Annotated in this window: 29 protein-coding genes; 15 read left to right on the plus strand and 14 right to left on the minus strand. The window is 50.7% G+C overall.

Going from position 1 to position 25,036, the window contains the following annotated elements; all coding sequences use genetic code 11:
* Positions 1–3: 3 nt before the first annotated feature.
* From H8730_RS11845 to H8730_RS11860, 4 genes are all read right to left on the minus strand, one after another.
* Positions 4–921, minus strand: coding sequence for a carbohydrate ABC transporter permease (locus H8730_RS11845; protein ID WP_177719796.1), 918 nt, complete (start codon positions 919–921; stop codon positions 4–6).
* A gap of 12 nt (positions 922–933) precedes the next feature.
* Positions 934–1,893, minus strand: coding sequence for an ABC transporter permease (locus tag H8730_RS11850; RefSeq protein ID WP_249289860.1), 960 nt, complete (start codon positions 1,891–1,893; stop codon positions 934–936).
* A 12-nt stretch (positions 1,894–1,905) separates the two neighbouring features.
* Complete coding sequence (locus tag H8730_RS11855; RefSeq protein ID WP_177719795.1) at positions 1,906–4,242, minus strand: alpha-L-rhamnosidase-related protein; 2,337 nt, start codon at positions 4,240–4,242, stop codon at positions 1,906–1,908.
* A gap of 84 nt (positions 4,243–4,326) precedes the next feature.
* Positions 4,327–5,388, minus strand: a complete 1,062-nt coding sequence (locus tag H8730_RS11860; RefSeq protein ID WP_177719794.1) for a LacI family DNA-binding transcriptional regulator — start codon at positions 5,386–5,388, stop codon at positions 4,327–4,329.
* Between the two features lie 843 nt (positions 5,389–6,231).
* Here H8730_RS11860 and H8730_RS11865 point away from each other — a divergent pair.
* The 10 genes from H8730_RS11865 to H8730_RS11890 all read left to right on the plus strand — a co-directional run bounded on the left by H8730_RS11865 (position 6,232) and on the right by H8730_RS11890 (position 8,202).
* Entirely contained in the window at positions 6,232–6,441 is a 210-nt protein-coding gene (locus H8730_RS11865) for a hypothetical protein (protein ID WP_249289861.1), read from the plus strand.
* Between the two features lie 3 nt (positions 6,442–6,444).
* Positions 6,445–6,570, plus strand: coding sequence for a hypothetical protein (locus H8730_RS17680; RefSeq protein ID WP_283243962.1), 126 nt, complete (start codon positions 6,445–6,447; stop codon positions 6,568–6,570).
* A gap of 88 nt (positions 6,571–6,658) precedes the next feature.
* Positions 6,659–6,784, plus strand: coding sequence for a hypothetical protein (locus tag H8730_RS17685; RefSeq protein WP_283243963.1), 126 nt, complete (start codon positions 6,659–6,661; stop codon positions 6,782–6,784).
* Between the two features lie 88 nt (positions 6,785–6,872).
* Complete coding sequence (locus H8730_RS11870) at positions 6,873–7,100, plus strand: hypothetical protein (protein ID WP_249289862.1); 228 nt, start codon at positions 6,873–6,875, stop codon at positions 7,098–7,100.
* Positions 7,087–7,278: a hypothetical protein gene (locus H8730_RS11875; RefSeq protein WP_249289863.1), complete on the plus strand. Its 192-nt coding sequence runs from the start codon at positions 7,087–7,089 to the stop codon at positions 7,276–7,278. Before H8730_RS11870 ends, H8730_RS11875 begins: the two co-directional genes overlap by 14 nt.
* A 96-nt stretch (positions 7,279–7,374) precedes the next feature.
* Positions 7,375–7,527, plus strand: coding sequence for a hypothetical protein (locus H8730_RS11880; protein ID WP_249289864.1), 153 nt, complete (start codon positions 7,375–7,377; stop codon positions 7,525–7,527).
* Positions 7,514–7,639: a hypothetical protein gene (locus H8730_RS17690; protein WP_283243964.1), complete on the plus strand. Its 126-nt coding sequence runs from the start codon at positions 7,514–7,516 to the stop codon at positions 7,637–7,639. Before H8730_RS11880 ends, H8730_RS17690 begins: the two co-directional genes overlap by 14 nt.
* Entirely contained in the window at positions 7,621–7,830 is a 210-nt protein-coding gene (locus H8730_RS11885) for a hypothetical protein (protein ID WP_177717199.1), read from the plus strand. Before H8730_RS17690 ends, H8730_RS11885 begins: the two co-directional genes overlap by 19 nt.
* A 3-nt stretch (positions 7,831–7,833) precedes the next feature.
* Positions 7,834–7,959 carry a hypothetical protein gene (locus tag H8730_RS17695; RefSeq protein ID WP_283243965.1) on the plus strand — a complete coding sequence of 42 codons (126 nt, stop codon included), beginning with the start codon at positions 7,834–7,836 and terminating at the stop codon, positions 7,957–7,959.
* Positions 7,960–8,046: 87 nt separating this feature from the next.
* Positions 8,047–8,202: a hypothetical protein gene (locus tag H8730_RS11890; protein ID WP_249289865.1), complete on the plus strand. Its 156-nt coding sequence runs from the start codon at positions 8,047–8,049 to the stop codon at positions 8,200–8,202.
* A 73-nt stretch (positions 8,203–8,275) separates the two neighbouring features.
* Here H8730_RS11890 and H8730_RS11895 read toward each other — a convergent pair whose 3' ends face one another.
* Genes H8730_RS11895 through H8730_RS11930 form a run of 8 tightly spaced genes read right to left on the minus strand, consistent with a single transcriptional unit; the run spans position 8,276 to position 17,942 of the window.
* Positions 8,276–10,267: a beta-galactosidase gene (locus H8730_RS11895; RefSeq protein WP_177717204.1), complete on the minus strand. Its 1,992-nt coding sequence runs from the start codon at positions 10,265–10,267 to the stop codon at positions 8,276–8,278.
* 12 nt (positions 10,268–10,279) lie between these two features.
* Positions 10,280–11,290, minus strand: a complete 1,011-nt coding sequence (locus H8730_RS11900; RefSeq protein ID WP_249289866.1) for an aldose 1-epimerase family protein — start codon at positions 11,288–11,290, stop codon at positions 10,280–10,282.
* A gap of 21 nt (positions 11,291–11,311) precedes the next feature.
* The gene (locus tag H8730_RS11905) at positions 11,312–12,979 is read right to left on the minus strand and encodes an AMP-binding protein (protein WP_177717206.1); all 1,668 of its coding nucleotides are present in this window, start codon (positions 12,977–12,979) and stop codon (positions 11,312–11,314) included.
* Positions 12,980–13,011: 32 nt separating this feature from the next.
* Positions 13,012–13,560, minus strand: coding sequence for a cupin domain-containing protein (locus tag H8730_RS11910; RefSeq protein ID WP_177717209.1), 549 nt, complete (start codon positions 13,558–13,560; stop codon positions 13,012–13,014).
* Positions 13,561–13,590: 30 nt separating this feature from the next.
* Positions 13,591–14,598 carry a glucosaminidase domain-containing protein gene (locus H8730_RS11915; protein WP_249289867.1) on the minus strand — a complete coding sequence of 336 codons (1,008 nt, stop codon included), beginning with the start codon at positions 14,596–14,598 and terminating at the stop codon, positions 13,591–13,593.
* 41 nt (positions 14,599–14,639) lie between these two features.
* On the minus strand, positions 14,640–15,854 hold the full coding sequence (locus H8730_RS11920) for a DUF4129 domain-containing protein (RefSeq protein WP_177717212.1): 1,215 nt from the start codon (positions 15,852–15,854) through the stop codon (positions 14,640–14,642).
* A gap of 1 nt (position 15,855) precedes the next feature.
* Positions 15,856–16,962, minus strand: a complete 1,107-nt coding sequence (locus H8730_RS11925) for a DUF58 domain-containing protein (protein ID WP_177717215.1) — start codon at positions 16,960–16,962, stop codon at positions 15,856–15,858.
* A 20-nt stretch (positions 16,963–16,982) separates the two neighbouring features.
* Entirely contained in the window at positions 16,983–17,942 is a 960-nt protein-coding gene (locus H8730_RS11930; protein WP_177717219.1) for an AAA family ATPase, read from the minus strand.
* Between the two features lie 173 nt (positions 17,943–18,115).
* Between H8730_RS11930 and H8730_RS11935 the strand changes: the two genes are divergently transcribed.
* Positions 18,116–18,985: a YitT family protein gene (locus H8730_RS11935; protein ID WP_177717222.1), complete on the plus strand. Its 870-nt coding sequence runs from the start codon at positions 18,116–18,118 to the stop codon at positions 18,983–18,985.
* A gap of 114 nt (positions 18,986–19,099) precedes the next feature.
* Here the strand turns inward: H8730_RS11935 and H8730_RS11940 are convergent, their stop codons facing one another.
* Together H8730_RS11940 and H8730_RS11945 are read right to left on the minus strand one after the other, a co-directional pair.
* Entirely contained in the window at positions 19,100–20,455 is a 1,356-nt protein-coding gene (locus H8730_RS11940; RefSeq protein WP_249289868.1) for an alpha-L-fucosidase, read from the minus strand.
* Between the two features lie 67 nt (positions 20,456–20,522).
* Entirely contained in the window at positions 20,523–21,632 is a 1,110-nt protein-coding gene (locus tag H8730_RS11945; RefSeq protein ID WP_177717225.1) for a phosphotransferase enzyme family protein, read from the minus strand.
* Between the two features lie 136 nt (positions 21,633–21,768).
* On the opposite strand from H8730_RS11945, the gene H8730_RS11950 reads away from it, so the two are divergent.
* The 4 genes from H8730_RS11950 (at position 21,769) to H8730_RS11965 (ending at position 24,913) form a co-directional block, all read left to right on the plus strand.
* Positions 21,769–22,593, plus strand: a complete 825-nt coding sequence (locus H8730_RS11950) for a PocR ligand-binding domain-containing protein (protein ID WP_177717228.1) — start codon at positions 21,769–21,771, stop codon at positions 22,591–22,593.
* A 68-nt stretch (positions 22,594–22,661) separates the two neighbouring features.
* Positions 22,662–23,297 (plus strand): recombinase family protein, encoded by a 636-nt coding sequence (locus H8730_RS11955; RefSeq protein WP_177717231.1) that lies wholly within the window; start codon positions 22,662–22,664, stop codon positions 23,295–23,297.
* Between the two features lie 146 nt (positions 23,298–23,443).
* The gene (locus H8730_RS11960) at positions 23,444–23,908 is read left to right on the plus strand and encodes a hypothetical protein (protein WP_177717233.1); all 465 of its coding nucleotides are present in this window, start codon (positions 23,444–23,446) and stop codon (positions 23,906–23,908) included.
* 174 nt (positions 23,909–24,082) lie between these two features.
* On the plus strand, positions 24,083–24,913 hold the full coding sequence (locus H8730_RS11965; RefSeq protein WP_177717235.1) for a hypothetical protein: 831 nt from the start codon (positions 24,083–24,085) through the stop codon (positions 24,911–24,913).
* Positions 24,914–25,036: the final 123 nt, after the last annotated feature.

The following is a 25,036-nucleotide window of genomic DNA, read 5'->3' on the forward strand; positions in this document are numbered from 1 at the left end:
CTCCTACCCCTTTAACGACCCGACCATGATCCCCTGGACAAAATACTTCTGAATAAAGGGATACAGGATGACAAGCGGAAGACTCGCCACCACGATCACCGAGTACTTGACCAAATCGATCATCTTAATGCGCAGGGACATGGCTTCCGGATCAGACGCCAGCATATCCATACTCGCATTATTCATAATCAGAATGTTGCGGAGCACCATCTGTAAGGGGTACAGATCCGTATCCCGCAGATACAGCAGGGCGTTAAAGTAGCTGTTCCAGTGGCCGACGGCATAGTACAGCACCAGCACAGCCATGATGGGGACAGATAAGGGGATGAGAATCTTAACCAAGTATCGGAAATCACTGCAACCATCGATGATCGCTGCCTCCCGGATATCCCCCGGAACACTGTTCATAAAATACGTGCGCATTAAAATCATATTCCAAACGCTGATGGCACCCGGCAAGATCATGGACCAGACAGTATTAATCATTCCCAGCTTATAGATCAACAGATATGTTGGGATCATGCCGCCCGAAAAGAACATGGTAAACGAGAAGAGTAACATAAACCAGCGCCGGCCAGGCAGGGTTTTGATGGACAGCGGATACGCGCACAGCGTTGTGACCACCATATTGATGGCCGTTCCAACAATCATATAAAAGAAGGAATTGCGGAATCCGCTGACAATGGATTTATCCTGAAAGACCGCCTGATATCCCTCCAGAGAGAAGTCCACAGGCAGGAGCCAAACCTTCCCTCCCGTGACCGCCTCCGGAGAGCTCAGCGAATTGCTGACAACGATCAGCAGAGGATACCCAACGATGATAAAAATGAGGAGCAAAAATAAATAGTTAAAGGCGTATAGCACTCGATCCTTCGCAATATCGCGCTGCTTCCGTCTCTTGATTGGATTGCCGGTTCTCATAGTTCTCCCCTCCTACCAAAGGCTATTTTCGGACACCCTCGCCGCAATGCCGTTCACCACAAGGAGCAAAATAAATCCAATGACAGATTTAAACAGTCCGATGGCCGTCGCATACCCTTGATCTGGAATCGTAGCCGTCATTCCGACTTTATAGACATAGGTATCAATGACCTCGGAATAAATGGTGTTTCCGTTATTCTGAAGAAGCAGAATCTTCTCAAAGCCTGTGTTGAGGATTCCGCCCATGGACATGATGAGCATAATCGTCGCCGTCGGAAGCAACGCTGGAAAGTCAATGTGCAGAATCCTCTGAAACCGGCTTGCACCATCGATGATCGCGGCTTCGTGGAGTTCCGGCGACACGGAGGCGAGGATGGATATATACAGAATGGAGGAAAAGCCCATCCCCTGCCATATGCCCGACCAAACCATAATATGGGGAAAGGATTTTGCATTCAGAAAGATGTCCGTCAATTGTCCCCTGCTCCTGCTGATGAGCTGCCCTAAAAAGCCAATTCGCGGGTTGAAGAACTGAAACAGCATTCCACACAGCACCACTGTGGATATAAAGTAGGGGAGGTATGTCAACATCTGCACCGATTTTTTAAAGTACCGATTCCGAACACAGTTCAGCGACAGCGCCAGAATAATTGGCATAGGGAATCCGGCGACTAGGGAGTACACGCTGATCACCAGTGTGTTTTGAATAAGATTCCAGAATCGAGGATATCGGACAAACCGGATAAAATTTTGGAGCCCGACCCACTCACTGTCCCAGATTCCCAGATTGAAGTTGTAATTTTTAAAGGCGATGACGGCTCCCACCATAGGTGCGTAGGCAAACACCAGGATAAAAGCTAGCGGCACCAGTAGCATAATAAAAAGCTGATAGTGGAGCTTGAGCCTGACGCGTAGCTTCCGTTTTGCTCCATTTCCCACAGATATGGCTTGAGGCGAAACAGCTGTTTTCACACGGATACCTCCTCATAATCTCTCTGACATTGGAAAGTCAAAGCGTAGATGCAATTCCTCTGTGACAGTATCATAGTCTTGCTCTGGCAGTGTAACATGGACCGGCATCTTGCGGGGAAACTCATACCAGAACTCCGCTCTGCGCAACATTCCCTCCAGTACAATTCTGCGACGGGCATATATGGGACCCTGCACGGTGCAAATCGTAGCTTCCATATCACCGAGATCAAATTCGCAGGGCGCGATCAAAATGGACTTAAACCCTGGCGCACCTGGGCGGACGCCGAATGAGCACCGGATAAACTCAATGACAGGCAAACCGCTCCAGCCATGGCATTCGCTTCGCTGCGTCACCGGATCCTCTGGCCAGGTTGTCACATGATAGGCCAGAAGATCCCTCCAGCTTTGCCATATAGGGCCTGAATAGGGATAGACACCCGCCTTTTCAAACGCGCGAAATAGATAGTAGGTCATGGAGTAGGAGCAGGATAAGAGTTTAGGATTGCGGATACATGCCAGCATGATATCCTTTGCCCGCTCCCCTTCCACACACTCGGACAAAACTGCCCAGAGCTGCCCATGCTGGCTGAATTGCGTGTCGCCAGGTTTTGTCCTGTACAGACCCGTAACCGGATCCACAGCCTGCCGGTTGATCGCCCGCACAAGCTGGCGATGACGGTTTTTCAAGTGTGATGCCAGATCCGGGAACTCCAATGCCTCACAGATGTGGGCAGCCGTCAGAAGCCCATAGGCGTAAAGTTGGCTATAAATGAAACAATAGGGTTCGCCCTCGCCTGTCGGACTCCCGCGGTTCTCCGTCCAACCGTCAACCCAGTCGATGAATTCCCAGTATCCTGGGTGTTGAACCAATCCCGTCCTCTCACATAGACGCTCACGGAAGTATTGTAAGATGCCCAAGACCGTCGGCAGATAGTGTTCCAGGACGCCCTTATCTCCATAGCGGTCATAATGGCGCCACAGAAGATCAATATAGTAGATGGAAAATGCCGGTATAATCTGGACAAAGGAAGCCGGATAGTTGCAGGTCACCATCCCGTCCGGCCGCTGAGACGAATGGAAATCCAACAGCGCTCTTCTTGTCAGGCGGTCATCTCGGGATAGGCAGCCGGCGATTTCGGATTCAATGAGTGTATCCATCAAATACTGCATTTGCTCATAATACGGGCAATCCTCATAGGTCTCATGCATACACCGCTCCAGCGTTCGAACGCTGACGTCCCACATCGCCTGGATCTGCGGCTGAGTGGCCTGGAATCTCGTCTCGATCGCCAGAGGATACCCTGTCATGCGAAACAAGACCTGTTTTAGAAAAAGCGGCTGGTCCTGTGTATAAATGGCAATTCTCAGATAGCGGAAGGTGCGAAAGAAAAATGGCTCATACCACTGGCCTCCATCTCCTTTCCAGTATACATCGGTCTCCCCGTACAAATCCCCATGGAGGAAATCCGTTCGATCTCCTTTCCGGATCTCTCCAGTCGTAGGGTCTTTATACCCATAGCATTCACTGTACAACAGCTGGACCCGGCTATGGCGTCCTCCCTCCATCTGGAGCTGCACATAGCTTGTCACCAGCTCTCCCATATCCAATATAACCTGACAGTCTGTATGAGGTGCAATCGCCACGCCTCTGCCCTCTGACAGTGGGGTAAAATCCATTTGACCTCCAGGGGATCTCCAGGCAATGGGAGTGATGGATTTTTCATAGAGCTGAGGCAAAGGCCTTTTGGTCAGCTGCCAGCCGCTCACGACACCGTAGGGAGTTACCCCGTCTCCGGCGCCAACACAAATTGCCCTTTGCCAACGGTTATCCTTGAAATCCCGCTGCTCCCAGCCCGTCAAACTCTTTCTGCCATCTACCTCCTCCATATCGCCTGCATATCGGCTCTTGATGGAGTGCACAAAAGTATAGGCTGGATCCAGGCTTGTTTTCCAGCTTTCATCTGTATCAAAGCCGGCTTCCGATTCCCCTTGGAGAAAAAATCCCCCTCGGCTGTTGTTCACCAGAGACACAGGGCCTGTCTCAAAGGTAACGGCTTTTCGATCGTCGGGAGGAAACCGCAGAACATATGCCGCTATGACATTTTCTCCTGGTATGAGATATTGGCTGATATCAAACGTTTCATAAAATTGGCGATAGGGGTCTCCTTTTAACGGGCCATTGCCCACATAGCTGCCATTGACGTAGAGTTTGTACCGACTGTCTGCTGACACGAAGATTCTAGCGATCTTAGGCGGCTGGTCCATCTGTACGCGCTTTCGAAACATAAGAGCCGCCTTCTTATGGAGATCCACCTCAGGGTGATAAATCCATTTTGCTCTCCAAATCATAGCATCGCTCCCATCCACCTTTTCCTGTCGCGCAAAATGTTATCGCTAACATTTTAGACAAAATTAAATCCTTTCCTGCATGTATCATCGCGCTTTCACGGATCCTCGTTTTAAAACTTCTGGCGTTATGACTGCCTTTCTCGCTGTCCCCGTATCCGTCAGGCAGTCGTGGAGAACGCTGAAACAGGCTCTGCCTACTGCATAGGGCCGTATGGAAACGGTGGTCAATCCCGGCTCGGTAATTTCCCCCACATAGCTGCCGTCGTGACCTATGATTGATATATCCTCCGGAACTCGCAGTCCCTCCGTGATAGCGGCATTGATAGCGCCAACGGCGATCATATCGTTGGCACAGCTAATGGCACTCGGAAGCTTTCCCGCAGAATGGATGAACTCTTTCATAGCATGAAAACCGCCTTCCACCGTATCCACACACTTCACAATCCATTCTTCCCTCACTGTCTTCCCACAAGCCCTCATTCCATCTAAAAATCCCTGATACCGCTCACCCCATATTCCTGTATCCGTAACCACATGGGAGATATATCCAATCTCTTCATGATTATATGTATGCAAGTATTCAACAGCCATCTGGCCGCCCAGCCGGTAATCTATATTGACAAGTCCGCTGACATAGTCCATATGGTGGTCCCCTAGCGTAATGACGGGAATGGGCTTTTGTTTTGCCGCAATCTTTTCAAATTCATGATCGAAGGCCTGCATCTGCTCAACTGTATGAAAGATCGTCGTATTGTCATCTTTGCTGTCTCGAAACTCCACGGACAGAATAATCATGCCGTCCACACATTTATTGTACAGCGTATTGATACTTTTCAGCGTGCTGTCCAGATCGGTGGCAGCCGACATGATGATGTCATAGCCATGCTTCTCCGCTTCCTGGATGATTGCCGATAAAAAAATGCTATAGAGTGGGTTCTCGATATGGGTTAAAAGAACACCGATGGTATGAGTTTGATTGGTAACCAAACTTCGCGCCAGCAAATTTGGTTGGTAGCCCAGCGTCTCCGTCGCCTCCAACACCTTTTGCCTCGTCTTGTCTGACACTGCGCTGGAGCCATTCACAACACGGGATACGGTCATGGTGGAGACGCCTGCTAATCTTGCCACATCATCAATGGTTGCCATCTTGGATCCCTCTTTCTTGAATCTACTGGATTAAATAGACAAATCTTTTCTGTTCTTTCTTTTTTGTTATCGCTAACATGTATAGATCATATCACTCATTTTTATATTTGTCAATAGATTTTCATAATTATTATTGACGGGCTGTGGGACCAGCGCTGTAATTGGTGCATAGGATGATTTGGAATGATACAGCGAGACATACTTATCTGAGGAGATTGTATATGTACACAAGTCTAGAACAGAGGATGGCCCAATCCTATATCGGACTGTCTCCTTCTTTTAGAAGTATCTGTTTCAGGGCGCAAAATCCCCTTGTTTGGATTTTGAAAAGAGCTCCTAGTTTTGGATTTCATGATGTCGAAACCGATGGTCTATCATGAGGTTGAGTGTGATGAGTCCATCCTTTTGTAGGCGGCGCATACACAGATAATTCAATACATCCAGGACTTTCGCCCATCAGTTTTTTCCCTTTAAAATCCTCTGGAGCTTCTGCCTTTAGGTCAGCCAAATAAAGGCAAGCTCCCTTTGGCACAGGTCCACAATATGGTCAAGCGCCCTGACTCCCCGCATATTTGCATAAGAAACCATAATCTAGTTTGAGAATAGTTCCATTATAACATGGAACGGAGACAAGATGGTCATCGTTGGCCATCTATTTTCATTTTTAATGGGTAAATGTCAGAATGAATCACACCTGCCTCTGTGTAGAGCTATCGATTTCCCGACAGCCTCGTTTTTGCACGCCGGTGAGGTGAGCAACGGCAGCGGCCGGCGGGCACACGGAGACATATTCCCCGCCGGCACAGTCGAAACGACCATGACCGCGGGGAATCGCGATAAAAAATGCACGCCGGTGAGGCGAGCAACGGCAGCGACCAGCGGGCACACGGAGACATATTCTACGTCTCCAACGGCGAGACGAGCACGCCGGCGGGGATTCGCTATGAAAATGCACGCCGGCAAGATGAAGAACGGCAGCGACCAGCGGGCACGCGGAGACATATTCTACGCCCCAAGCAGCGAGACGAGCACGCCGGCGGGGAATCGCGATGAAAAATGCACGCCGGCGAGGCGAGCAACGGCAAGGGCCAGCGGGCACACGGTGGCATATTCTACTCCCCAAGCGGCGAAACGACCATGTCGGCGGGGAAATGGAATGAAAAATGCACGCCGGTGAGATGAAGAACAGCAAGGGCCAGCGGGCACACGGAGACATATTCTCCGCCCCAAGCGGCTAAACGAGCACGCCAGCGGGGATTCGCGGTGAGAAATGCACGCCGGTGAGATGAAGAACAGCAAGGGCCAGCGGGCACACGGTGGCATATTCTACGCCCCAAGCGGCGAGACGAGCACGCCGACGGGGATTCGCGATGAAAGATGCACGCCGGCGAGATGAAGAACGGCAGCGACTAGCGGGCACACGGAGACATATTCTACGCCCCAAGCAGCGAGACGAGCACGCCGGCGGGGATTCGCGATGAAAGATGCACGCCGGTGAGGCGAGCAACGGCAAGGGCCAGCGGGCACACGGTGGCATATTCTACGCCTCAAGCGGCGAAACGATCACGCCGGCGGGGATTCGCGATAAAAAATGCACGCCGGCGAGGCGAAGAACGGCAGCGACCAGCGGGCACACGGAGACATATTCTACGTCCCCAACGGCGAAACGATCATGCCGGCGGGGATTCGCGATGAAATATGCACGCCGGTGAGGCGAAGAACAGCAAGGGCCAGCGGGCACACGGTGGCATATTCTACGCCCCCGTCGGCGAGATGATCACGCCGACGGGGATTCGCGATGAAATATGCACGCCGGTGAGGCGAGCAACGGCAGCGACCAGCGGGCACACGGTGGCATATTCTACGCCCCAAGCGGCGAGACGAGCATGACGGCGGGGATTCGCTATGAAAATGCACGCCGGTGAGATGAAGAACAGCAGCGACCAGCGGGCACACGGTGGCATATTCTAAGCCCCAAGCGGCGAGATGATCACGCCGACGGGGATTCGCGATGAAAAATGCACGCCGGTGAGGCGAGCAACGGCAGCGACCAGCGGGCACACGGTGGCATATTCTAAGCCCCAAGCGGCTAAACGAGCACGCCGGCGGGGATTCGCGATGAAATATGCACGCCGGTGAGGCGAAAAACGGCAGCGACCAGCGGGCACACGGAGACATATTCTACGTCCCCAACGGCGAAACGATCATGATCGCGGGGATTCGTGATGAAATATGCACGCCGGCAAGATGAAGAACGGCAGCGACCAGCGGGCACACGGTGGCATATTCTACGCCCCAAGCGGCGAGACGAGCATGACGGCGGGGATTCGCTATGAAAATGCACGCCGGCAAGATGAAAACGGCAGCGACCAGCGGGCACACGGAGACATATTCTACGCCGGCACAGTCGAAACGACCATGACCGGCGGGGAAATGGAATGAAATATGCACGCCGGTGAGGCGAGCAACAGCAAGGGCCAGCGGGCACACGGAGACATATTCCCCGCCGGCACAGTCGAAACGACCATGACGCCGGGGAAACAGAATAAAAAATGCACGCCGGCGAGATGAACAACGGCAGCGACCAGCGGGCACACGGAGACATATTCTACGCCCCCAGCAGCGAAACGACCATGACGGCGGGGATTCGCTATGAAAATGCACGCCGGCGAGATGAACAACGGCAGCGACCAGCGGGCACACGGTGGCATATTCTCCGTCCCCAGCGGCGAAACGATCACGCCGGCGGGCAGTCTTCCAATATATGTAGGGGCAGGACGATCCTTTTCCCGACAGCCCCTTTCCATATGGTAAAAAAGCAAGGGCTGTCGCCTCCGCCGGGTCTAAACCGGCGGCGCGCAGCCCTTTGCTCTATGTGGGACAATTATCACGGCAACTCCTCCAAAACGGCAATCTCATACGGCGCCAGCTCAAGCCGCCCGCTACAGGTCGCCCCGGTGAGCAAATTTTTCATCTCCCGAGAAAGCTCGTACGCTCCGGGAGCGTTTGCATATTCGATAAGGATCAGGCCATTGCGGCTACCCCTTCTCGGGGACACCATCACGGAGCCCTCGCTTCTGCCATGCTCTACGCCAGCCAAATCACAGCTCATGGCGACAATCCTCTTCATATCATCGTAGGATGGAATTGTCCCCACTATGATGACACGGCCCTTTCCAACTGTACGGCTGATAATGGCGGATTTACCAATGAAAGCACTATGCCCCTCCGTATAGACTGCAAGGGTATTCTCCGGGCTCTCATCGAATACATCGTACCATTTATCTCCATGGAAGGCGTCCCCGTCATTCCACTGGACCGCAACGCGCCCCTCCCGGTCTGGGATGCCGTACATCCATCTTGCTCCCGTTAACTTCTCAAGAAAGCCAAAATACTCGTGGGTATACCTGGCGCCATAGGAATTGCGGATGTCCGACAGGGGGCCGACGACCCATACGCCGCCGTCCTGTACCCACTGGCGAATTCGCGTTTCCAGTCCCTTTTCCTCAAGGGTCATCATCAAAGGGGAAAAGAGGACCTTATAGGCGGAAAGATCCTGTGCCGCATCGATGACGTCCGGCCGCAAGCCGCTGTCAATCACCGGCTTATAGAAACTTTGATTCAGGGTATCCATGTAACTCAGGTCCGAGACCACCGATTGTGTCGAAAACATATTCCAATTCAGCGATGTGAAATGAAAGGCAACCTCTGTCGCAACCCGGGTCTCGCGGATGAAATCCGCCGTCTTGGCGTAGGAATCCGCTACATCCTGGACCTCGCCAAAAATATGCATAGGCCGCCCGGTAGAATCCAGAACCGAGCCATGTACTAGTTCATGGCCCGCCCAGTGTGTCCGCCATATCCAGTACATATTCGCTTCCCCGCCCAGTGCTATGGGCATCCACGAATTGACCCGATTGTAACCCTCCGGCTTGATGGACTGTCCGATGGCCGTGGACCCATTCCAGCACGTGGCTGTCTCCGTGTTCCAAAAGGGATGTTCTTTCAGCGTGCGCAGATAGTCGAACCACAGTGCACTGCAATAGAGATTGTCGGGAACATTGTAATGATTAAACTGTACGATATCCAATGCCTCTGTCATATCGCGGTAGTCCATTCCATTGAAGGGCATTGTATCCGTCCCAACGGGAACATGCACATACGCGTGCAAGATCTCAGCCTGCATCCGCACAAAATCCACATGGCTTTCATTCTGTTTGATCCGCCATTCCAGCATCAAATGCGGGTTATGCCATGCATGGCAGGGGGCGGGGATCTCCTCGAAGGCATCGTACCACTGGCTGAATAGATTCAGGTTCCAGCTCCGGTTAAGGTGGTCGATGGTCCCGTATTTCTGTTCTAGCTTTTCGTGAAAGGCCTTCTGACAGTGGGGACAAAAGCAACCATCTCCCGATGCATAGATCTCATTGTCAATCTGCCATCCAATGATAGTGGGATCGTCACCAAATTCTTTTGCCATCTGCTCCACAATCGCAGCACTGTATTTCCGATACTCAGGATTGTTGGAGCAGCAATGCCGCCGTCCACCGTGATTCGTCTTGACGCCATCTGCATTCTGCGTAACGACGTCCGGATACAGCTTGATCAGCCAGCGCGGCGGCGTAGCCGTGGGGGTCCCCATGACAACGGCAATCCCCGCCTCCCCTAGCGTATCGACGATTTTATGAAGCCATGCGAAGTCGTAAGTCCCCGGCTCCGGCTCCATCTTATGCCATGCGAACTCTCCAATTCGGGCAACGGTAATTCCGGCTTTCTTCATCATGGAGATATCGTAGTCCATCTCCTCTTCCGGCCAGTCCTCCGGATAATATGCCGCGCCGAGATACGGCGGCTGGACATTGCCATTCTTATCTTTCATCTCCGTAACTCCTCACTTCGACAGACTTGTGTCATCCTCAAGAAAATGAAATTCCAGATGATAGGTCGCTTCCTCGCCGGGTGCCAGTTCCTTCAATATCCCTTTTTCCCGCATGACGTCGCGCCCTTCGACATAGCAGTTGCCAGGCTCCAAGCCCATAACGTAGTCACCCCACCCCATCATCTTCCACTGGGTAAAGCAATCCAATTCCTCCGGGTGAAACACGATTTTGACGCCCTTCTGCACCGCCGGATTAAAGATCGCCGCGTAGGCCTCCTCATCTCTGCGGAACGTATGGTAATAGCACTGTTCCTTAAACTGGGGCTGTGGAGGCAAAATCACATTCCACGCATTGAGTCCCTCAGCCGCCCTGGCATCCCGTGGCGCCACCGTCTCGGAAGGAATATAGAGGGACGCCTCCTCGCTCAAAATCGGATACCCCATGTTCATATGATATAGGATCATATGAGGCGTCACCCTGTCCCCATAATTGCGGATGATATCCGTCAGATATAGGGTATTTTCGCCTATTGGACACCGCCATTCCCTCTTCATCTCCAGGCGCTCGCCAAAAATCTCTGCTTGCCGGATGGTGGCGCCTATGAGAATCTCTTCCTGCCCCTCCCGGCTCTCCACACAGTGATAATACTGCTCCGCCGGCGTGTTTCCAATACTGCCGTGCAAGGGCAGCTCCTTCCCCGCATCCGTGCAGGGATCCCCAACCGCCGTAAGGCCGCAGGTAGTGAGAAAGCCAGCGGTAAAAGACTTGAGAAATCCTTCCCCCTTACTGTCATAATACTGAGGGGCAACATACCCGCATGGGCCCATAAAGCTAAAATTAACACCGTGCAGGCTGACGCGGACCAGATCCGCGCAGCGGTCCGGCGATACAGTAAATTCCAGTCCGCTTCCATTCCGCACCTGCAATAGATGCATCCCATCGCCTTTTCCTGAACACAGGCGATATTCCTCTACACCTCTCACCTGCAACGGATGGCCTGTATACTGTTCCAGATTTTTCATGCGAAATCCTCCTGCGCTGTTCTACTGATCTTTCTCCCGAATTTGCACACGCCTAATTTTTCCGCTGATGGTTTTGGGCAGCTCGTCCACAAATTCAATGATGCGGGGATATTTATATGGAGCTGTGACGCGCTTAACATAATCCTGTAATTCCTTGACCAGCGCATCGCTGCCCTCATATCCCTTTGCCAGCACGACTGTCGCCTTGACGATTTGGCCTCGGATCGGGTCCGGCACCGCCGTAATTGCGGTTTCCACCACGGCGGGATGTTCCAGCAGGGCGCTTTCCACCTCAAAAGGCCCAATCCGATATCCAGAAGATTTGATCACATCGTCTCCGCGCCCGATGAACCAAAAATATCCGTCCTCGTCGATCCACGCCTGATCGCCGGTGTGATAGTACCCATCATGCATAACCTTATGGGTCAGCTCCGGATCTTTATGGTAGCCGGAAAAAATTCCCACCGGCTTCCCATTGCTGATATCAATACAGATTTCGCCTTCTTCGCCGATTTCACACGGATGGCCATTGTCATCCAGCAGAACGATTCCAAATCCGGGGGTCGGCTTCCCCATAGAGCCTGGTTTTGGCTCCATCCAGGGATTATTGAAAATCATGACAGGGCCCTCCGTCTGGCCGAATCCTTCTCGAAGCTTCAATCCTGTCAGATCCAACCACTTCTTATACACTTCCGGATTCAGGGGTTCGCCCGCCACATAGGAGGCGCGGAGGGACGACAAATCGATGCCAGATAAGTCCTCCTGGATAATAAACCGGTATACCGTCGGCGGGGCGCAGAATGTGGTTATCTTATACTTTTCGATCATCCTGGCAATGTCGATAGGGGGGAATCGGTGCTCATAGTCATAGACAAAGATCGCCGCCTCACAGAGCCATTGTCCATAGAACTTGCCCCAGACACACTTGGCCCAGCCGGTTTCCGCCAAGGTAAAGTGCAGGTCGTTGGGATTTAGATGCTGCCAAAACCCCGCCGTAGAGATATGGCCCAAAGGATATCGGTAGTCGTGAGCCACCATCTTCGGCATACCTGTCGTGCCGGAGGTAAAATAAATCAAACTATAGGTGTTAGGATCGTATTCCGCGTCAAATTTCTCCCGGGAATAGACATCAGACGCCGACTCCACCAAGCTGTCAAAATCCACATACCCTTCGTCCGCGCCGTACACGCTGGCCTTGATAACAGATCGCCCTGATTTTTCAATGCCTTCGTTTACATGGGTGATCACCTGCTCATCATCCGGTCCACCCGTACAGAGCAGCATCTTCACATCTGCCGCTTCAATCCGGTAGGCAATATCCTTACCGGTCAGAAGATTGGTGGCGGGAATGGCTGTCGCCCCTAACTTGTGCAATCCTAACAGGCAGTACCAAAAATGATAGCGGCGCTTGAGAATCATCATGACCGTATCGCCCTTTCCAATTCCAAGGGAAGCGAAGGCATTTGCCGCCTTTGAGGACAGGAGGGACATATCCTTATATGTAAAAATCTTCTCCTCTCCTTTATCATTGCACCAAACGAGCGCTCGCTTGTCCGGCGTTTTTTCAGCCAAAACATCCATGACGTCGAAAGCGAAATTAAAACGCTCCGGAAGCGTGGTCTTAAAATTCTGGCGAAAATCCTCATCCGATGTAAACTCTGTTTTGCAGTACTGTTCAATAAAACGCATTTCTTTTGTTGATCCTCCCTATATAAAATCTCTTACACAATGATAACAAGTATTTTGACAGGTTTTCCGTCCAACGCCTTCATTCCGTGGGGATAGCGGGACTGAAAATAGACAGAGTCTCCCTCTTCCACAACCATCTCATGATCCCCAATCTTCATAATAAAACGGCCTTCCACGCAATAATGGTACTCATGGCCCTGGTGTACGCTGAGAGGGATCTCATCCTCCTCATTAGGCTCCACCACAACCATGAATGGCTCCAACTTGCGGCCTGTAAAATTATACGCGAGATTATGATATTCATACGCTTTGTTTCGGTCCGTCCCTACGCCATGGCCTTTGCGCACGATGGTATACTGGCTTAATTTCGGGGACTTCCCTGTAATCAGCTCCGTCAGATCGATATCCATTAAAGCACAAAAGTCATACATAACGCTGACGTGCAGCTCCTTCTCCCCTGCCTCATATTCTTCATATTCCCCGAGGGGAATCCCTATTTTCTCTGCGACCTGGCTAGCCGTCATCTCCTTGATCTCTCGAATTCCCCGCATTCTTTGGGCAATCTCCTTATTTTTGTCCATTGAAAAGCTCCTTTCTCATCGTTTTCATTGTTAAAATCCCATCATTGCTTCCACATAGCCCCGCAGGCTCACGCCATAGTCCTCCGACGGAGCCCAGTTTCCCCCCAGAGATTCCACCGTGGGGCACCTGCCAAATAAACTTTCAAAGTGTCGCGGGTCCAGCGTTCCCTCTTTTGGATATCCCGCTGCTCCTGCGTAGAGCGCCAAATGATCCACATGGGCTGAAATGCCGTCTTCCCAGCTATCAAAGCGTTTATGCGCCTCTGCGATAAAATCATCGCTGTCCTCCGGTTTTCCGGTTTCCGTTCTCTTCATGCCACAGGGATTCTTGTACGTCTCGTCCAACACACCGGTAAACTTGCCAAAGTTAGTCTCTTTTGCGGACTGTGCATATGCCACTGCCGGGTCCACACCCACAGAGGGCGAAATGGACCAGTATACTTCTGCCAGCCCAAGAAAAGTCTCCGTTGCGCCTTTACTTTCAGCCCAAGCCCTTGCCTGGTCAACTGTTGCCCGGGCGGGCGCAAGAATCGCAAAATATTCCGAATCCACCGCTGGCGGCGCCGGTTCCTGCTCATCCACAATGTGAACAATATCCATCTGTCCATCCACCGGCAGCCATGTGGTCAACAGAGCATTGGGTACAAAACCCTCTGTGCCGTCCTCCAGCCGTATTTTATCCCACTGCCCTGCTTCCTGGGACAGGCGGTCTGCCTTTTCATTTTTTTCCAAAACTCCCACCTGCGCCTGATCTGCGCCAGGCTCTGTCCTCAGAATCACCTGCGTGATTCCAAAGACACAGTCACTTTTGCTTCCATCCGGAGAAGGCACAGATGCTGCCTTTGAATCCGCAGGCTCAAGATTGGTTCCATTGACCTCTTGATGGGAGACAGCTTGTTTTGCAAGACTCCAGCCAGCCTCTTCATGCTTCTGACTGGCTTCGCCCGGTGAGGAAGACTTCTGCATATCATACAGACATAGGATCAGTAGACATACCACACTAAAAAAAATCGCCACTGGGCCCACCCATCTCTTCATAACTGCCTCCTGTCCGCCGCTCTTCGCTGGCTCCTATCTAGCTATGTCTTCACTTCCCCAATCTCCTCTTTTGTAATTGGCTCGTCTGAATATCGAGCCTTTTGATATACGCGGGTTAACGCCTGCAAATTCTCCTGATCCCTGAGAGCCCGCTCAATCTCAACAGGAGTATTGGCCGGCTTGATTCGATCTCCTTTTTTCATAAACCGCGAAATCTTATGAAAATACAGGCGGCGTATCTTTTTTTCGGGTGTCATCTGGAGCGCATCCCTTAGCCTTCCTTTTGGTCTAGGGCTCCGCTTTTCCTTTTCAACAAAGGCGCTGGATTCCGTAAACTCCTCCGTTGCCAGCTCCTGGACTGAATTTTTGTTGAATGCTTTATAGAATCGGTACAGCAGATATGCGATCCCGACGATAACCCCCACACAGAAGGCGATGATCAAAATCTTTTCCAGGATGATCCATAGAATAAAGGGCTCCCCACCGGCGGGCGGAGCCGCATCGCTCTGAGGGCTATCGACCTCCAGCTTGAATTCTTCCGAGATTTCTCCCGTCTCCTCCCCCCGGTCCAGCAGCGATACCAGGAGCCGCAGCAGCGCCAGCGCTCCCCTTCCGATCCAGGTGAATACTACATCCAGCCGCAAGACAATTGCCAGCAGCATAATCGCAGCGACAATGACTAGATACATCGCGGCGATCTTTCCATTAAACCGTCGAAGCTTTTCCGCTGGCTGGCTCATCATGTCTCCCACATTGTAAAGTGTTTCATTCACGTTGAGGATATGTAAGGAGACGAAAAAGATCAAAATCTGGGCCACAGCCAGCCCGACCAGATATGGACGGATCGCTTGTATATCCAGAAAACCCGCTAAAAAATAGAGAAAGATGAGGCTTCCACAGCCCAGGAACAGGGCCCCCATGGACAGGTCCTCCCCCCGTCCAGTATACTTTCGCACATAGGAGTACGCCACGGTGAGAATCAAGTACGCGCCGGCCAAAAGCTTTGGGATGAGCGCAAGGGGAAGGAATAGATATCCAATCCACACCAAGTGGCAGAGGGCAAACAGAAAGAAATTCTTGACATACTGCCGCACGAAGACCAAAAGCAGCGGAATCAGCCACAGCGGCAGAAGGGGCAACGCCGCCGCCAAGTCATGCTCCACCGCCGCGCTGGCGAAACATATGATGGAACCGGGAATGCTGAACAGAAGAAAGATTTTTAGCAATTCGGTTACAAGATAGGTCGCTCTCTTCATCTCACACCTCCCATAAATACACATCCTCCGTTTCCCCCCGAAGCCTTAGAGGTGGAAATTCCTCATCCGCCATATCCTTGTAGGATACCGGCAGTATCCACATACAGGAAGCGGTGTAGGACCGCAATCTCTTATAGGCCTCCTGTAACTCCTTCCCATAATATGGCGAAATCAGAACGGTATAGGTATCCATATCCCTCATAGCCGTAACCTTTTCCAGGCAGGGGCTCATGGGAGACAGAGGCGGCAGGGAGACTTCCAGACTGGCTAAGCTCTCCAGTATAGTATGAATGTGATTTGCTCCGCTTCCAGCGGCCACCGTAATCTCCTTGTGGGTAATCACATTTTGACCATTGCAGTAGAGACTGACGGGCACGCCATCTTCCTCATATCGGGAAGCCAGCGAGGCTGCCATTCGAATCCCCTGTTCATACAGGACCTCATTATAATGATCATTATTTTTTTCCATGTTCAAGAGAATCTGAATGGTCTGTGTGATCGTGGAATCATGGGTGTTAACCAGCAGCTTCCCCGCCTTGGCGGACGCCTTAAAGTTGATGCTTTTAAAGTTGTCACTGGACTGGTATTCCCGTATTCCCTTAAACATGTAGGGGTCCTCCATCAGAAAGCGCTTCGTCGCTATCTCTCCCATCATTTTCTCGTAGGGAATCAAATACTCTTGTGGATCCATGAGCTTGGGGTAGACGACCAACAGATCGCCCATGTGGATGACCTGTACCATTTTACTGGTGATAAAGAGATTGTGGCTCAACAGATCAATGCCCTTGATCGTGTAGATTCCCCGCTTATCAAATGTAAATGGGATCTCCCGGGTGATGCGCTGGTAAAACAGAATGTTAAATAGGTCACTGCGGTAATGCTCAACCTTCCCGTTGCGGGATATCTGAAATTTCACATAGATCCATGGCAAAGGCAGAATTTTACGGTTTGTAATGGTTTCCGTGAGAGCTGTGGCCGCCCCCTCAAACATAAACTGATCGGTAAATTTTACGCTGACCGATAGGTTTTTATTCCAGTATCTGTGATAAATCCAATTTTGAAGCCAATACAGCAGCCCCGCCACAGACAAAATCAGTACAATGGGCATTGTGACCCTCTCCCTTTGCTTTATGCCAACTTCCAGTTCTCCATCGGTACATCCGTTGAGTCCAATATATCCCGTATCATGCCGCTGATCTGACTGGACCGGCTGCGCATGCTGCTGCGGAGGATGATGCGGTGGCCCAACACGGGGATCGCCAAATCCTTGATCTCATCCGGCGTGACATACGCGCGGCCTCGGATGGCGGCTAACGCTTGAGCGGCCCTCAACAGAGCTATGTTTCCCCGCGGGCTGACGCCCAGGGCGACTTCCTCCCGGTTGCGGGTCTTATCCACGATATCCACAGAATATGCCACAAGATCATCGTGGATGTACACTGCCTTCACAGCCTCCTGCATCTCGAGAAGCTGCCCCTGGGAACAGACGGATTCAATCTCTTCGATGGGCTGCCCTGCTATGAAACGCTTCATAATCCGCATAGTCTCACCCTTCTCCGTATACCCCATGGATAGCTCCACAAGAAAGCGGTCCAGCTGCGCCTCCGGAAGGGGAAACGTCCCCTGGGTTTCCACTGGATTCTGCGTCGCAATGACAAAGAATGGACTCTCCAACCGGTATGTCTGCCCGTCCACCGTAATCTGTTTCTCTTCCATGCTCTCCAGAAGGCTCGACTGTGTTCTGGGCGTCGCGCGATTGATCTCATCCGCCAGAAGAATATTGGTAAAGAGCGCGCCCTCCCGGAACACGAAATCTCCCTCTTTTTGATTATAATAGTTGATTCCAATCAAGTCTGAAGGCAATAAATCCGGTGTAAACTGGATGCGCTTAAAATCCGTATCCAGCGACTTTGCCAAGGTCCTGGCCAGCATCGTTTTTCCCGTTCCGGGAACGTCCTCCAGAAGTACATGCCCCCCAGCCAACAAGGCTGTCAGCACGAATTCCATCACCCTTCTTTTCCCTACGATGACGCGCTCCATATTGTCCATGATTTTATCCGTGATGGTCTTCATTTGTTGAATGTCCATATGCATGTCTCCTTTGTTTGCTTCCAACATACTGTTCTTTTTATTGTATCACAACTGGGCTTGTTAGCAAAGAGAGAATTCAAAATAATTTTGTCTGGCACAGATTTTTAAAGACCCTAGGAAATGGGTACACTAGCAATAGGTTATGCCCATTTCCTTAAGGAGGTTTTCCTATGCCCTTGACCGCGCAAAAGGTTAAATCGACGCTCTATATCCTACTCGCCATTCTGACCGGCAGTTTTCTATGTGCGCTCTCATTAAATATCTTTTATATACCGGGACAGCTTTTAAGCGGAGGCGCCACAGGCGTGGCTCTTTTGCTCCACTACCAGTTTGGGTGGTCTACAGCCCTCATGGTTTTTCTGATCAACATTCCGTTGTTTCTGCTGAGCTGGAAGCTGGTCAGCCGAGACTTCTTTGTCTACTCCCTTATCGGTACCGCTGTCTTTTCCATCATGGTGGAGTTGACAAAGGATCTGCGGCTCGCCTATGACAGCAGGCTGACAACCGTTGCGCTGGGAGGCCTTCTCAACGGTCTGGGCATAGGCGTGGCATTTCGCGCCGGGGCTTCTTTTGGCGGAAGTGACATTATTTCAAAGATTCTGCACAAATACTTTTCTTTCAACATGGCGGCTGCCGGTCTGGTAGTCAATATTGTAATCGTATTTTTTTCCATCTCCATTTTCGGCTTAGATCAGGCGGTCTTAACCCTGGCGGCTATGTTTATCTCCAGCAATGTGACCTCGTATGTGATCGAGGGAATGCGCTACAAACGCGCAGTCTTTATCATTACCAAAAAAGACACGGATATGGCAGCCGCTATCCTAGCAAAAATCCACCGCGGCGTTACGGTACTGGAAGCCCGGGGCGCCTATACAGGACAAACGAAATCTATGTTATACTGCGTCATCAGTAAACGGCAGGTCGCCCCTCTGCGCCAAATTGTCAAAGATACCGATCCACAAGCCTTTGTCACCGTGGCGGAGGCGTCGCAGGTCTATGGTTACGGCAACGGATTTTATACCATCGGGGGTGATGAGTAAAATGGGGGTGATTCTGACAATCGATGGGATGAATTAAAAAAACGTAACCCATGCCTTCTCCTGCTCATAGCGGAAAAAACATGGGTTTAATTATACTCCTAACCAACGTACACCCTAATACAGTGCAATCTGTCTCCACTCCACCGCATCGCGGGCTGCTGTCACATGAATTCGTATCTCTGACGCAGTGAAATTGACGGGGCAGATTTTTTTGTGCCCGATGCAAGTGCCGTCGTATGCTTTCTGCCACACACCATCCGCATCGCGGTAGCGAATCTGGAAATTCTCAACTCGCTGACCATTTTCGATATTCTCCATGAGAACCACGTATCCAATCTGTTTCGCTTCTGGCAGCTTGATTTCCACCTGGCACTGTGTATCGCTCAGAGAGGTGTTCGTCTGCGACACCCCCTCCTCCAGCATCCAATCATGCGAGAAAGAGGCTCGCAGCTGATCGCCCAGCTCTTTGAGCCGCTCCACATCCCGCGGATCGAACCGTCCATTGGGCATGGGCGGTACATTTAAGATAAAGCAGGTATTGGCTCCGACGGAGTTCAAATACGTCGTAAACAGCCGGTCTAGAGAATGGGGTTCCTCCTCCGGGTGATAAAACCACCCGGGACGGATGGACATATCAATCTCCGAGCCGCAGAAGACCAATCCCTTAGAGTACATAATGTTGGAGAGCGCTCCGATATTTAGATCGGGAGGTTCAATCCCTTCCAGAGTTCCCTCCATAAGCGGCCCCTTCGTCTGAACCTCATGGTTCAGGAGGCAGAGCTCCGACGGAACCACTGCCCATTCTGCGTTCCGGGCACTTCCCGCCTCATTTCCACACCAGCGGACGTCCGGGCCATTAAAAATAACGGCCTTGGGCTGATATTTCCGAATGAGTTCAATATATCCCTCGAAATCGTATTCTTGCTTTCGCCCGTTGGGTCCCTCGCCGCACGCTCCGTCAAACCAGACCTCGAAGATCTCTCCGTATTCTGTCAATAGCTCTGTCAGCTGATTCTTATAGTACGTGTTGTACTCTGGCGTACCATAATATTTTGAATTTCGATCCCAGGGAGAGAGGTAAAAACCAAATTTGATACCTCCCCGGCGGCATGCCTGCTCCACCTCTCGGACAATATCACCTTGACCATTTTTGTAAGGGCTATTCTTAATACTGTGCTCCGTATATTTCGATGGCCACAGGCAAAATCCGTCGTGATGTTTGGCTGTAATGATCAATCCCTTCATTCCTGCTGACTTGATCGCCTCCACCCAACCGTCGCAATCCAATTCTACAGGAGTAAAGATTGCTGGATCTTCGTCGCCCAATCCCCATTCCCGGCCTGTGTATGTATTGGGGCTGAAATGAACAAACGCATAAAATTCTGTATCAAACCATTCTCTCTGCCGCTCCGACGGCCGCACATGCGCTGCACTTTTGATAAAGTCTTGAAATGATGACAAATGCTCCACGGTAAATATACCTCCATCGCCCAATTTGCCTCATTGTACCATATCAAAAACGGAAGGTCAATCCCCTTTAATAGCGCCCCACGATGTCCTGCATAGCCGTCCATTTTGTCTCCATATCCGCCACCAACTTCATCTGGGTACGGCAGCGATCCAAGTTCTGCCGGTCCCGGTGGACACGAAAATACGTATCGCCCTGCAAATAGTCTGTTAAAAAGCGGATGCCACACTCCATGGTCATCATTCTGGCGCCCGCCGGAAGAAGCCGGCGCTCTTCCTCCGTCAACCGTCCAGCACAACCCTCCAGGAATCCTTTTGTATACATGGCAAACCGCTCCAAATCCATGGACACCTTATCCAAGTCTGGCTCATCCTCTGCCGCAGTGCTGGCTCCAAATCGAATGGAATCTCCAAAATCATTCACGGAGAATCCTGGCATTACCGTATCCAGGTCGATGACACAAATTCCCTTACCGGTCTTTGTATCGATCATCACATTGTTGAGCTTCGTATCGTTGTGGGTTACCCGAAGGGGCAATGCTCCGCTGGCATGTCGGTCCAAAAGAAGCCTGGTATCCTCCTTGCGCTCTCGCCAAAAAGCGATTTCCGCCGCTACTTCCTTCACACGTCCGCAGACGTCCGCTGCGACAGCCTCCTCCAAAGCCTCATACCGCAGCGGTGTATTGTGAAAATTTGCAATGGTCTCATGGAGTGAGCCGGCAGGATATGCGGCCAGCATATTTTGAAAATGGCCAAAAGCGACAGCACTTTCATAGAAGAGTTCCGGTGTGGCCATATCATAGGTAGTGGCATCCTGAATAAACGCATAACCCCTCCAATAGCTCCCATTGCTGTCACAGTAATACGCGCCGCCATCCAGCGCGGGAATAATGGTTAGAGTCTCCCGCAGCGGATCCCCGCCATTTCTTTCAATCTCCTTCTTGAGATATGCCGTCACGCTGGATATATTGTCCATAAGCTCCTTTGGATTGGTAAAGATCTCATGGTTAATCCTCTGTAAAATCCACTTCTGCGTCGCTCCATCTGGTTTTTGTGTCACGACAAGAAACGTATCGTTGATATGACCGCTCCCATAGGGCCGCACTTCGAGACATGTCCCTTCAAACGCAATATTTTCCACCGCTTCGCTGACCTTTTTGCACCGTTCCTCTCGCGTCATAATCCTGCGCCTCCTCCCACTCGTATCTCTCATTATACGAAGTCCCTCTTGCAATTTCTAGAAATTATAGTATAATCATTAGTAAATTCGTATAAATTCAATTTTTCTCCTTAATTTGGCATTTGGGGGGTATCACATGGAACATCCCATCGAATTAGCAGATGTCTTGAAGGAACTTCACAACATATCAGGGTTCCGTATTTCTGTCCATGACACTGATTTCAGGGAAATTGCGGCCTATCCCAACGAGTTAGGTCCCTTCTGCAAACTTCTACAGCAAAATCAAGAAGCCAGAAAGATCTGTGTCGCCAATGATCTGGCCGCCTTCACTAAGCTTCAGGAAAGCAAACAGGTTTATGTATACCACTGCAAATTTGGCCTGTATGAGGCTGTTGCCCCTCTCTATAACTTTGGTACCCTTGCCGGATATCTCATGATGGGCCAATGTCTGGATACCCTGTCCGATAGTCCAAGGGCAGTCTACGAGTCCGCTAGCCCCTATGTACCGGACAAACAGAGGCTCCTAGACGCCATCTCTCAAGTACCTGCCCGCACCAAAAGTCAGATTCTTTCCTGTATCAACATTATGGATATCTGTGCGGAGTACATTACTCTCAGTCACCGCTTTGTCCTGTCGAAAACAAACTTAGCCCATGATATCAAAATTTTTCTGACCACCCATTACATGGAGAAACTTTCCATCGATCTGCTGTGCCGCCATTTTTTCTGTAGCCGGGGAACGCTTCTCGGCACCTTTAAGAAGAAATACGGCGTAACCATCAATCAGTATTTGACGCAAATTCGGATTGAGACCGCCACGAATCTGCTCCGCATGACGGATAAACCCATCCACGAGATCGCAACTCTGTGTGGCTTTACAGATCAGAATTATTTTTCTAAAGTCTTTCTCCATGTCATGCATCAGACGCCGAGCCAGTATCGGAAGGACTGTGAAGGGTAGCCCTCTCTTCTCCATCGCCGTAATCCCTGTATAATAGTAATGCTACTCTATACTGTGGAGGAAAGATTATGGAAAAATACGGATATATTCGTGTGTCCGCAAAGGATCAAAACCCCGAACGGCAGTTTATTGCTTTACAGGAATACCAGATCCAGCAGCGGAACATCTACGTGGATCGAATGTCTGGCAGCAATTTTTTGAGGCCACAATACAGAAAAATGCTATTGCGATTAAAGCGGGGCGATCTTATGATTATCAAAAGTATTGACCGGCTAGGGAGAAACTACGGTGAAATTTTAGAGCAATGGCGAACCATTACAAAAGAAATCGGCGCTAACATTCGAGTCCTCGATATGCCGCTACTGAATACCGATTCTTGCCATGCCGATCTGACAGGAATCTTTATCTCCGATTTAGTGCTACAAATTTTAGCGTATGTCGCTGAGACGGAGCGCTGCTTTATAAAGCAGCGGCAGGCAGAAGGAATCGCAGCTGCCAAGGCTCGCGGAGTTAAATTTGGATCCAAACGAGCGGAACTTCCAGAAGCATTTGAACGGTATTACGAGCGTTGGAGTCAAGGGCATATTTCTCTCAGAGACGCGGCGACAGAGCTGCACATGAGCCATTCCACTTTTTATCGAAGATGCCAAGAGATCAAGTGCCAAAAAGAAATTCAGGACAAAGAAAATTGTTGCAAAGGGTAGACTTTTTGAAATGCAACAACAGCGCAAGCCTTCCTCTCATGTACCCAGCCAATAGTAATGCACAGATTATTATAGCATATCTGTTTCAAAAAGTCTGCTTTGTGAAACAGGGCTGGCCAGATAAACCTAAGAGAGGAGTTTTTAGTATGGCAAAAGAAACTAAATCGCTCACCTGCGCCCCGGAGAGTGAATCGGATCTCATTGAGATCTGGCAGACCTTTGGCTGGGAACTTTTCAGCACACAGGAAGTTCGCGATACGGAAAGTCATCTGGAACAGGGTTTTGGTGACACAATCAACAGTGTGACTACAACGACCCACTACATTAAGCTTACGTTTCAGAGAGATCCGGCAAATGTTCCACATTACGCAGAGTTAAAGGCACTTGAGAATGAATTTAATAGTGTTCCCTACCCAGGGGATTGTCCCACTGGGTACAGCGTCCTAAAGATTTTCATTGGTTTCATGCTCTGCACCATCCCTGGAGTTTACATGCTGGTGAAAACGATTCTGGCCGCTTCTGCTAGGCCAAAATGGAAACAGGACTATGCTGAATATCTTGCAAAGCGGCAAGAGATTTATTCCCGTGCACAGGCGGTTGCGTGTTCTTAAGCGCTGAGCAAAGTTTAGACTCCTACAAAAAAGTATACATAAGCGTTTATTACACGCTGTGATCTTCCCGGTTATTTGGAGGACTATCCCATGGATTCATCCTTAATAACCGGTCTTTCTTTTCCTTTTGCTAGGAACAGTATATACATAAAATCAACCAGAAGAGGTCTTCCCATGGAAACAGTCACAAAATTTCTACGGGAGCTGTTTCAGCCGCCGTACACTTATCTGTTATGCTTTGCCTTGGCAATATTCGTCCTGGGCGCAATCCTTCGCTTTGCCTGTGGCGCGGTGAAAAGTATTCCCCGCTCAGCCGCCGCCTGCTTTGCGATCCTGTTTATCTACGTCATCAGCATCTGCGCCATGGGGGCGGAAGGTCCGTCAAAAGTACTCTTGAGCTGTCTCCCATTTCTAGGCGAAGTCAGCGATGCCACTAGTATTTTTGTCATGATGCGCACTAGTTTCTCTGCCTTCCTCTTAGAGGCAGCTCAGATGTTTCTACTTGCCTTTATCATCAATATGCTTCAGGATCTTTTTAACCGGTTTTTAAAGTCTGGGGGCGGTTCCTGGTTCGCTCACTTTTTCATCTGGTATTTCTGGCAGTGTGTCATCGTAGCCGTCGGCCTGGCAGCAAACTATGGGGTAGACTATCTGATGCGCCGCTATCTCTCCCATAGCTTTGCCAAATGGGCGCCGGTGGTTCTATTGATTCTACTCGCTACTGTAATGGTCTTCATGGCCCTCAAAATAATCTTTAAGACGGTTGCCTTTTTTACAAATCCTGTTTTTACCTGTTTATGGGACTTTCTGTTCCACAACACCGTTGGGCGCAACATCACCAATGCCTTTCTCACCACCGCTGCCTTATCCCTCATCGTTATCGTGGCCGACCGGGCTGGATGGCTGCTGCCTTTAGCCTCCGGTGGAATCATACTCACTTCTTTTGCGCCGGTAATACTCCTACTGTTGATCATCTGGTATCTAGTGTGGGTCTTGCTGTGTTAGACATAAAAACCTTCGGTTCTTCGAATCTAGGTCCGCCTCACGGCGGACTTTCCTATTGGATGAAAAAGCGCCCCCGTAAGGCAATGTCCGGTTGCCATACGGGGGCGCGTCCTCTCTCCATCT

This window comes from Bianquea renquensis (assembly GCF_014384895.1).
GTDB lineage: Bacteria > Bacillota > Clostridia > Lachnospirales > Bianqueaceae > Bianquea > Bianquea renquensis.

Bases quoted from the DNA above. Each gene is read 5' to 3' on its own strand.
- H8730_RS11845 (WP_177719796.1), bottom strand. From the start codon at position 921: ATGAGAACCGGCAATCCAATCAAGAGACGGAAGCAGCGCGATATTGCG.
- H8730_RS11855 (WP_177719795.1), bottom strand. From the start codon at position 4,242: ATGATTTGGAGAGCAAAATGGATTTATCACCCTGAGGTGGATCTCCAT.
- H8730_RS11860 (WP_177719794.1), bottom strand. From the start codon at position 5,388: ATGGCAACCATTGATGATGTGGCAAGATTAGCAGGCGTCTCCACCATG.
- H8730_RS11865 (WP_249289861.1), top strand. From the start codon at position 6,232: ATGCACGCCGGTGAGGCGAGCAACGGCAGCGACCAGCGGGCACACGGA.
- H8730_RS17680 (WP_283243962.1), top strand. From the start codon at position 6,445: ATGCACGCCGGCGAGGCGAGCAACGGCAAGGGCCAGCGGGCACACGGT.
- H8730_RS17685 (WP_283243963.1), top strand. From the start codon at position 6,659: ATGCACGCCGGTGAGATGAAGAACAGCAAGGGCCAGCGGGCACACGGT.
- H8730_RS11870 (WP_249289862.1), top strand. From the start codon at position 6,873: ATGCACGCCGGTGAGGCGAGCAACGGCAAGGGCCAGCGGGCACACGGT.
- H8730_RS11875 (WP_249289863.1), top strand. From the start codon at position 7,087: ATGCACGCCGGTGAGGCGAAGAACAGCAAGGGCCAGCGGGCACACGGT.
- H8730_RS11880 (WP_249289864.1), top strand. From the start codon at position 7,375: ATGATCACGCCGACGGGGATTCGCGATGAAAAATGCACGCCGGTGAGG.
- H8730_RS17690 (WP_283243964.1), top strand. From the start codon at position 7,514: ATGCACGCCGGTGAGGCGAAAAACGGCAGCGACCAGCGGGCACACGGA.
- H8730_RS11885 (WP_177717199.1), top strand. From the start codon at position 7,621: ATGCACGCCGGCAAGATGAAGAACGGCAGCGACCAGCGGGCACACGGT.
- H8730_RS17695 (WP_283243965.1), top strand. From the start codon at position 7,834: ATGCACGCCGGTGAGGCGAGCAACAGCAAGGGCCAGCGGGCACACGGA.
- H8730_RS11890 (WP_249289865.1), top strand. From the start codon at position 8,047: ATGCACGCCGGCGAGATGAACAACGGCAGCGACCAGCGGGCACACGGT.
- H8730_RS11895 (WP_177717204.1), bottom strand. From the start codon at position 10,267: ATGAAAGATAAGAATGGCAATGTCCAGCCGCCGTATCTCGGCGCGGCA.
- H8730_RS11900 (WP_249289866.1), bottom strand. From the start codon at position 11,290: ATGAAAAATCTGGAACAGTATACAGGCCATCCGTTGCAGGTGAGAGGT.
- H8730_RS11905 (WP_177717206.1), bottom strand. From the start codon at position 12,979: ATGCGTTTTATTGAACAGTACTGCAAAACAGAGTTTACATCGGATGAG.
- H8730_RS11910 (WP_177717209.1), bottom strand. From the start codon at position 13,560: ATGGACAAAAATAAGGAGATTGCCCAAAGAATGCGGGGAATTCGAGAG.
- H8730_RS11915 (WP_249289867.1), bottom strand. From the start codon at position 14,598: ATGAAGAGATGGGTGGGCCCAGTGGCGATTTTTTTTAGTGTGGTATGT.
- H8730_RS11920 (WP_177717212.1), bottom strand. From the start codon at position 15,854: ATGAAGAGAGCGACCTATCTTGTAACCGAATTGCTAAAAATCTTTCTT.
- H8730_RS11925 (WP_177717215.1), bottom strand. From the start codon at position 16,962: ATGCCCATTGTACTGATTTTGTCTGTGGCGGGGCTGCTGTATTGGCTT.
- H8730_RS11930 (WP_177717219.1), bottom strand. From the start codon at position 17,942: ATGGACATTCAACAAATGAAGACCATCACGGATAAAATCATGGACAAT.
- H8730_RS11935 (WP_177717222.1), top strand. From the start codon at position 18,116: ATGCCCTTGACCGCGCAAAAGGTTAAATCGACGCTCTATATCCTACTC.
- H8730_RS11945 (WP_177717225.1), bottom strand. From the start codon at position 21,632: ATGACGCGAGAGGAACGGTGCAAAAAGGTCAGCGAAGCGGTGGAAAAT.
- H8730_RS11950 (WP_177717228.1), top strand. From the start codon at position 21,769: ATGGAACATCCCATCGAATTAGCAGATGTCTTGAAGGAACTTCACAAC.
- H8730_RS11955 (WP_177717231.1), top strand. From the start codon at position 22,662: ATGGAAAAATACGGATATATTCGTGTGTCCGCAAAGGATCAAAACCCC.
- H8730_RS11960 (WP_177717233.1), top strand. From the start codon at position 23,444: ATGGCAAAAGAAACTAAATCGCTCACCTGCGCCCCGGAGAGTGAATCG.
- H8730_RS11965 (WP_177717235.1), top strand. From the start codon at position 24,083: ATGGAAACAGTCACAAAATTTCTACGGGAGCTGTTTCAGCCGCCGTAC.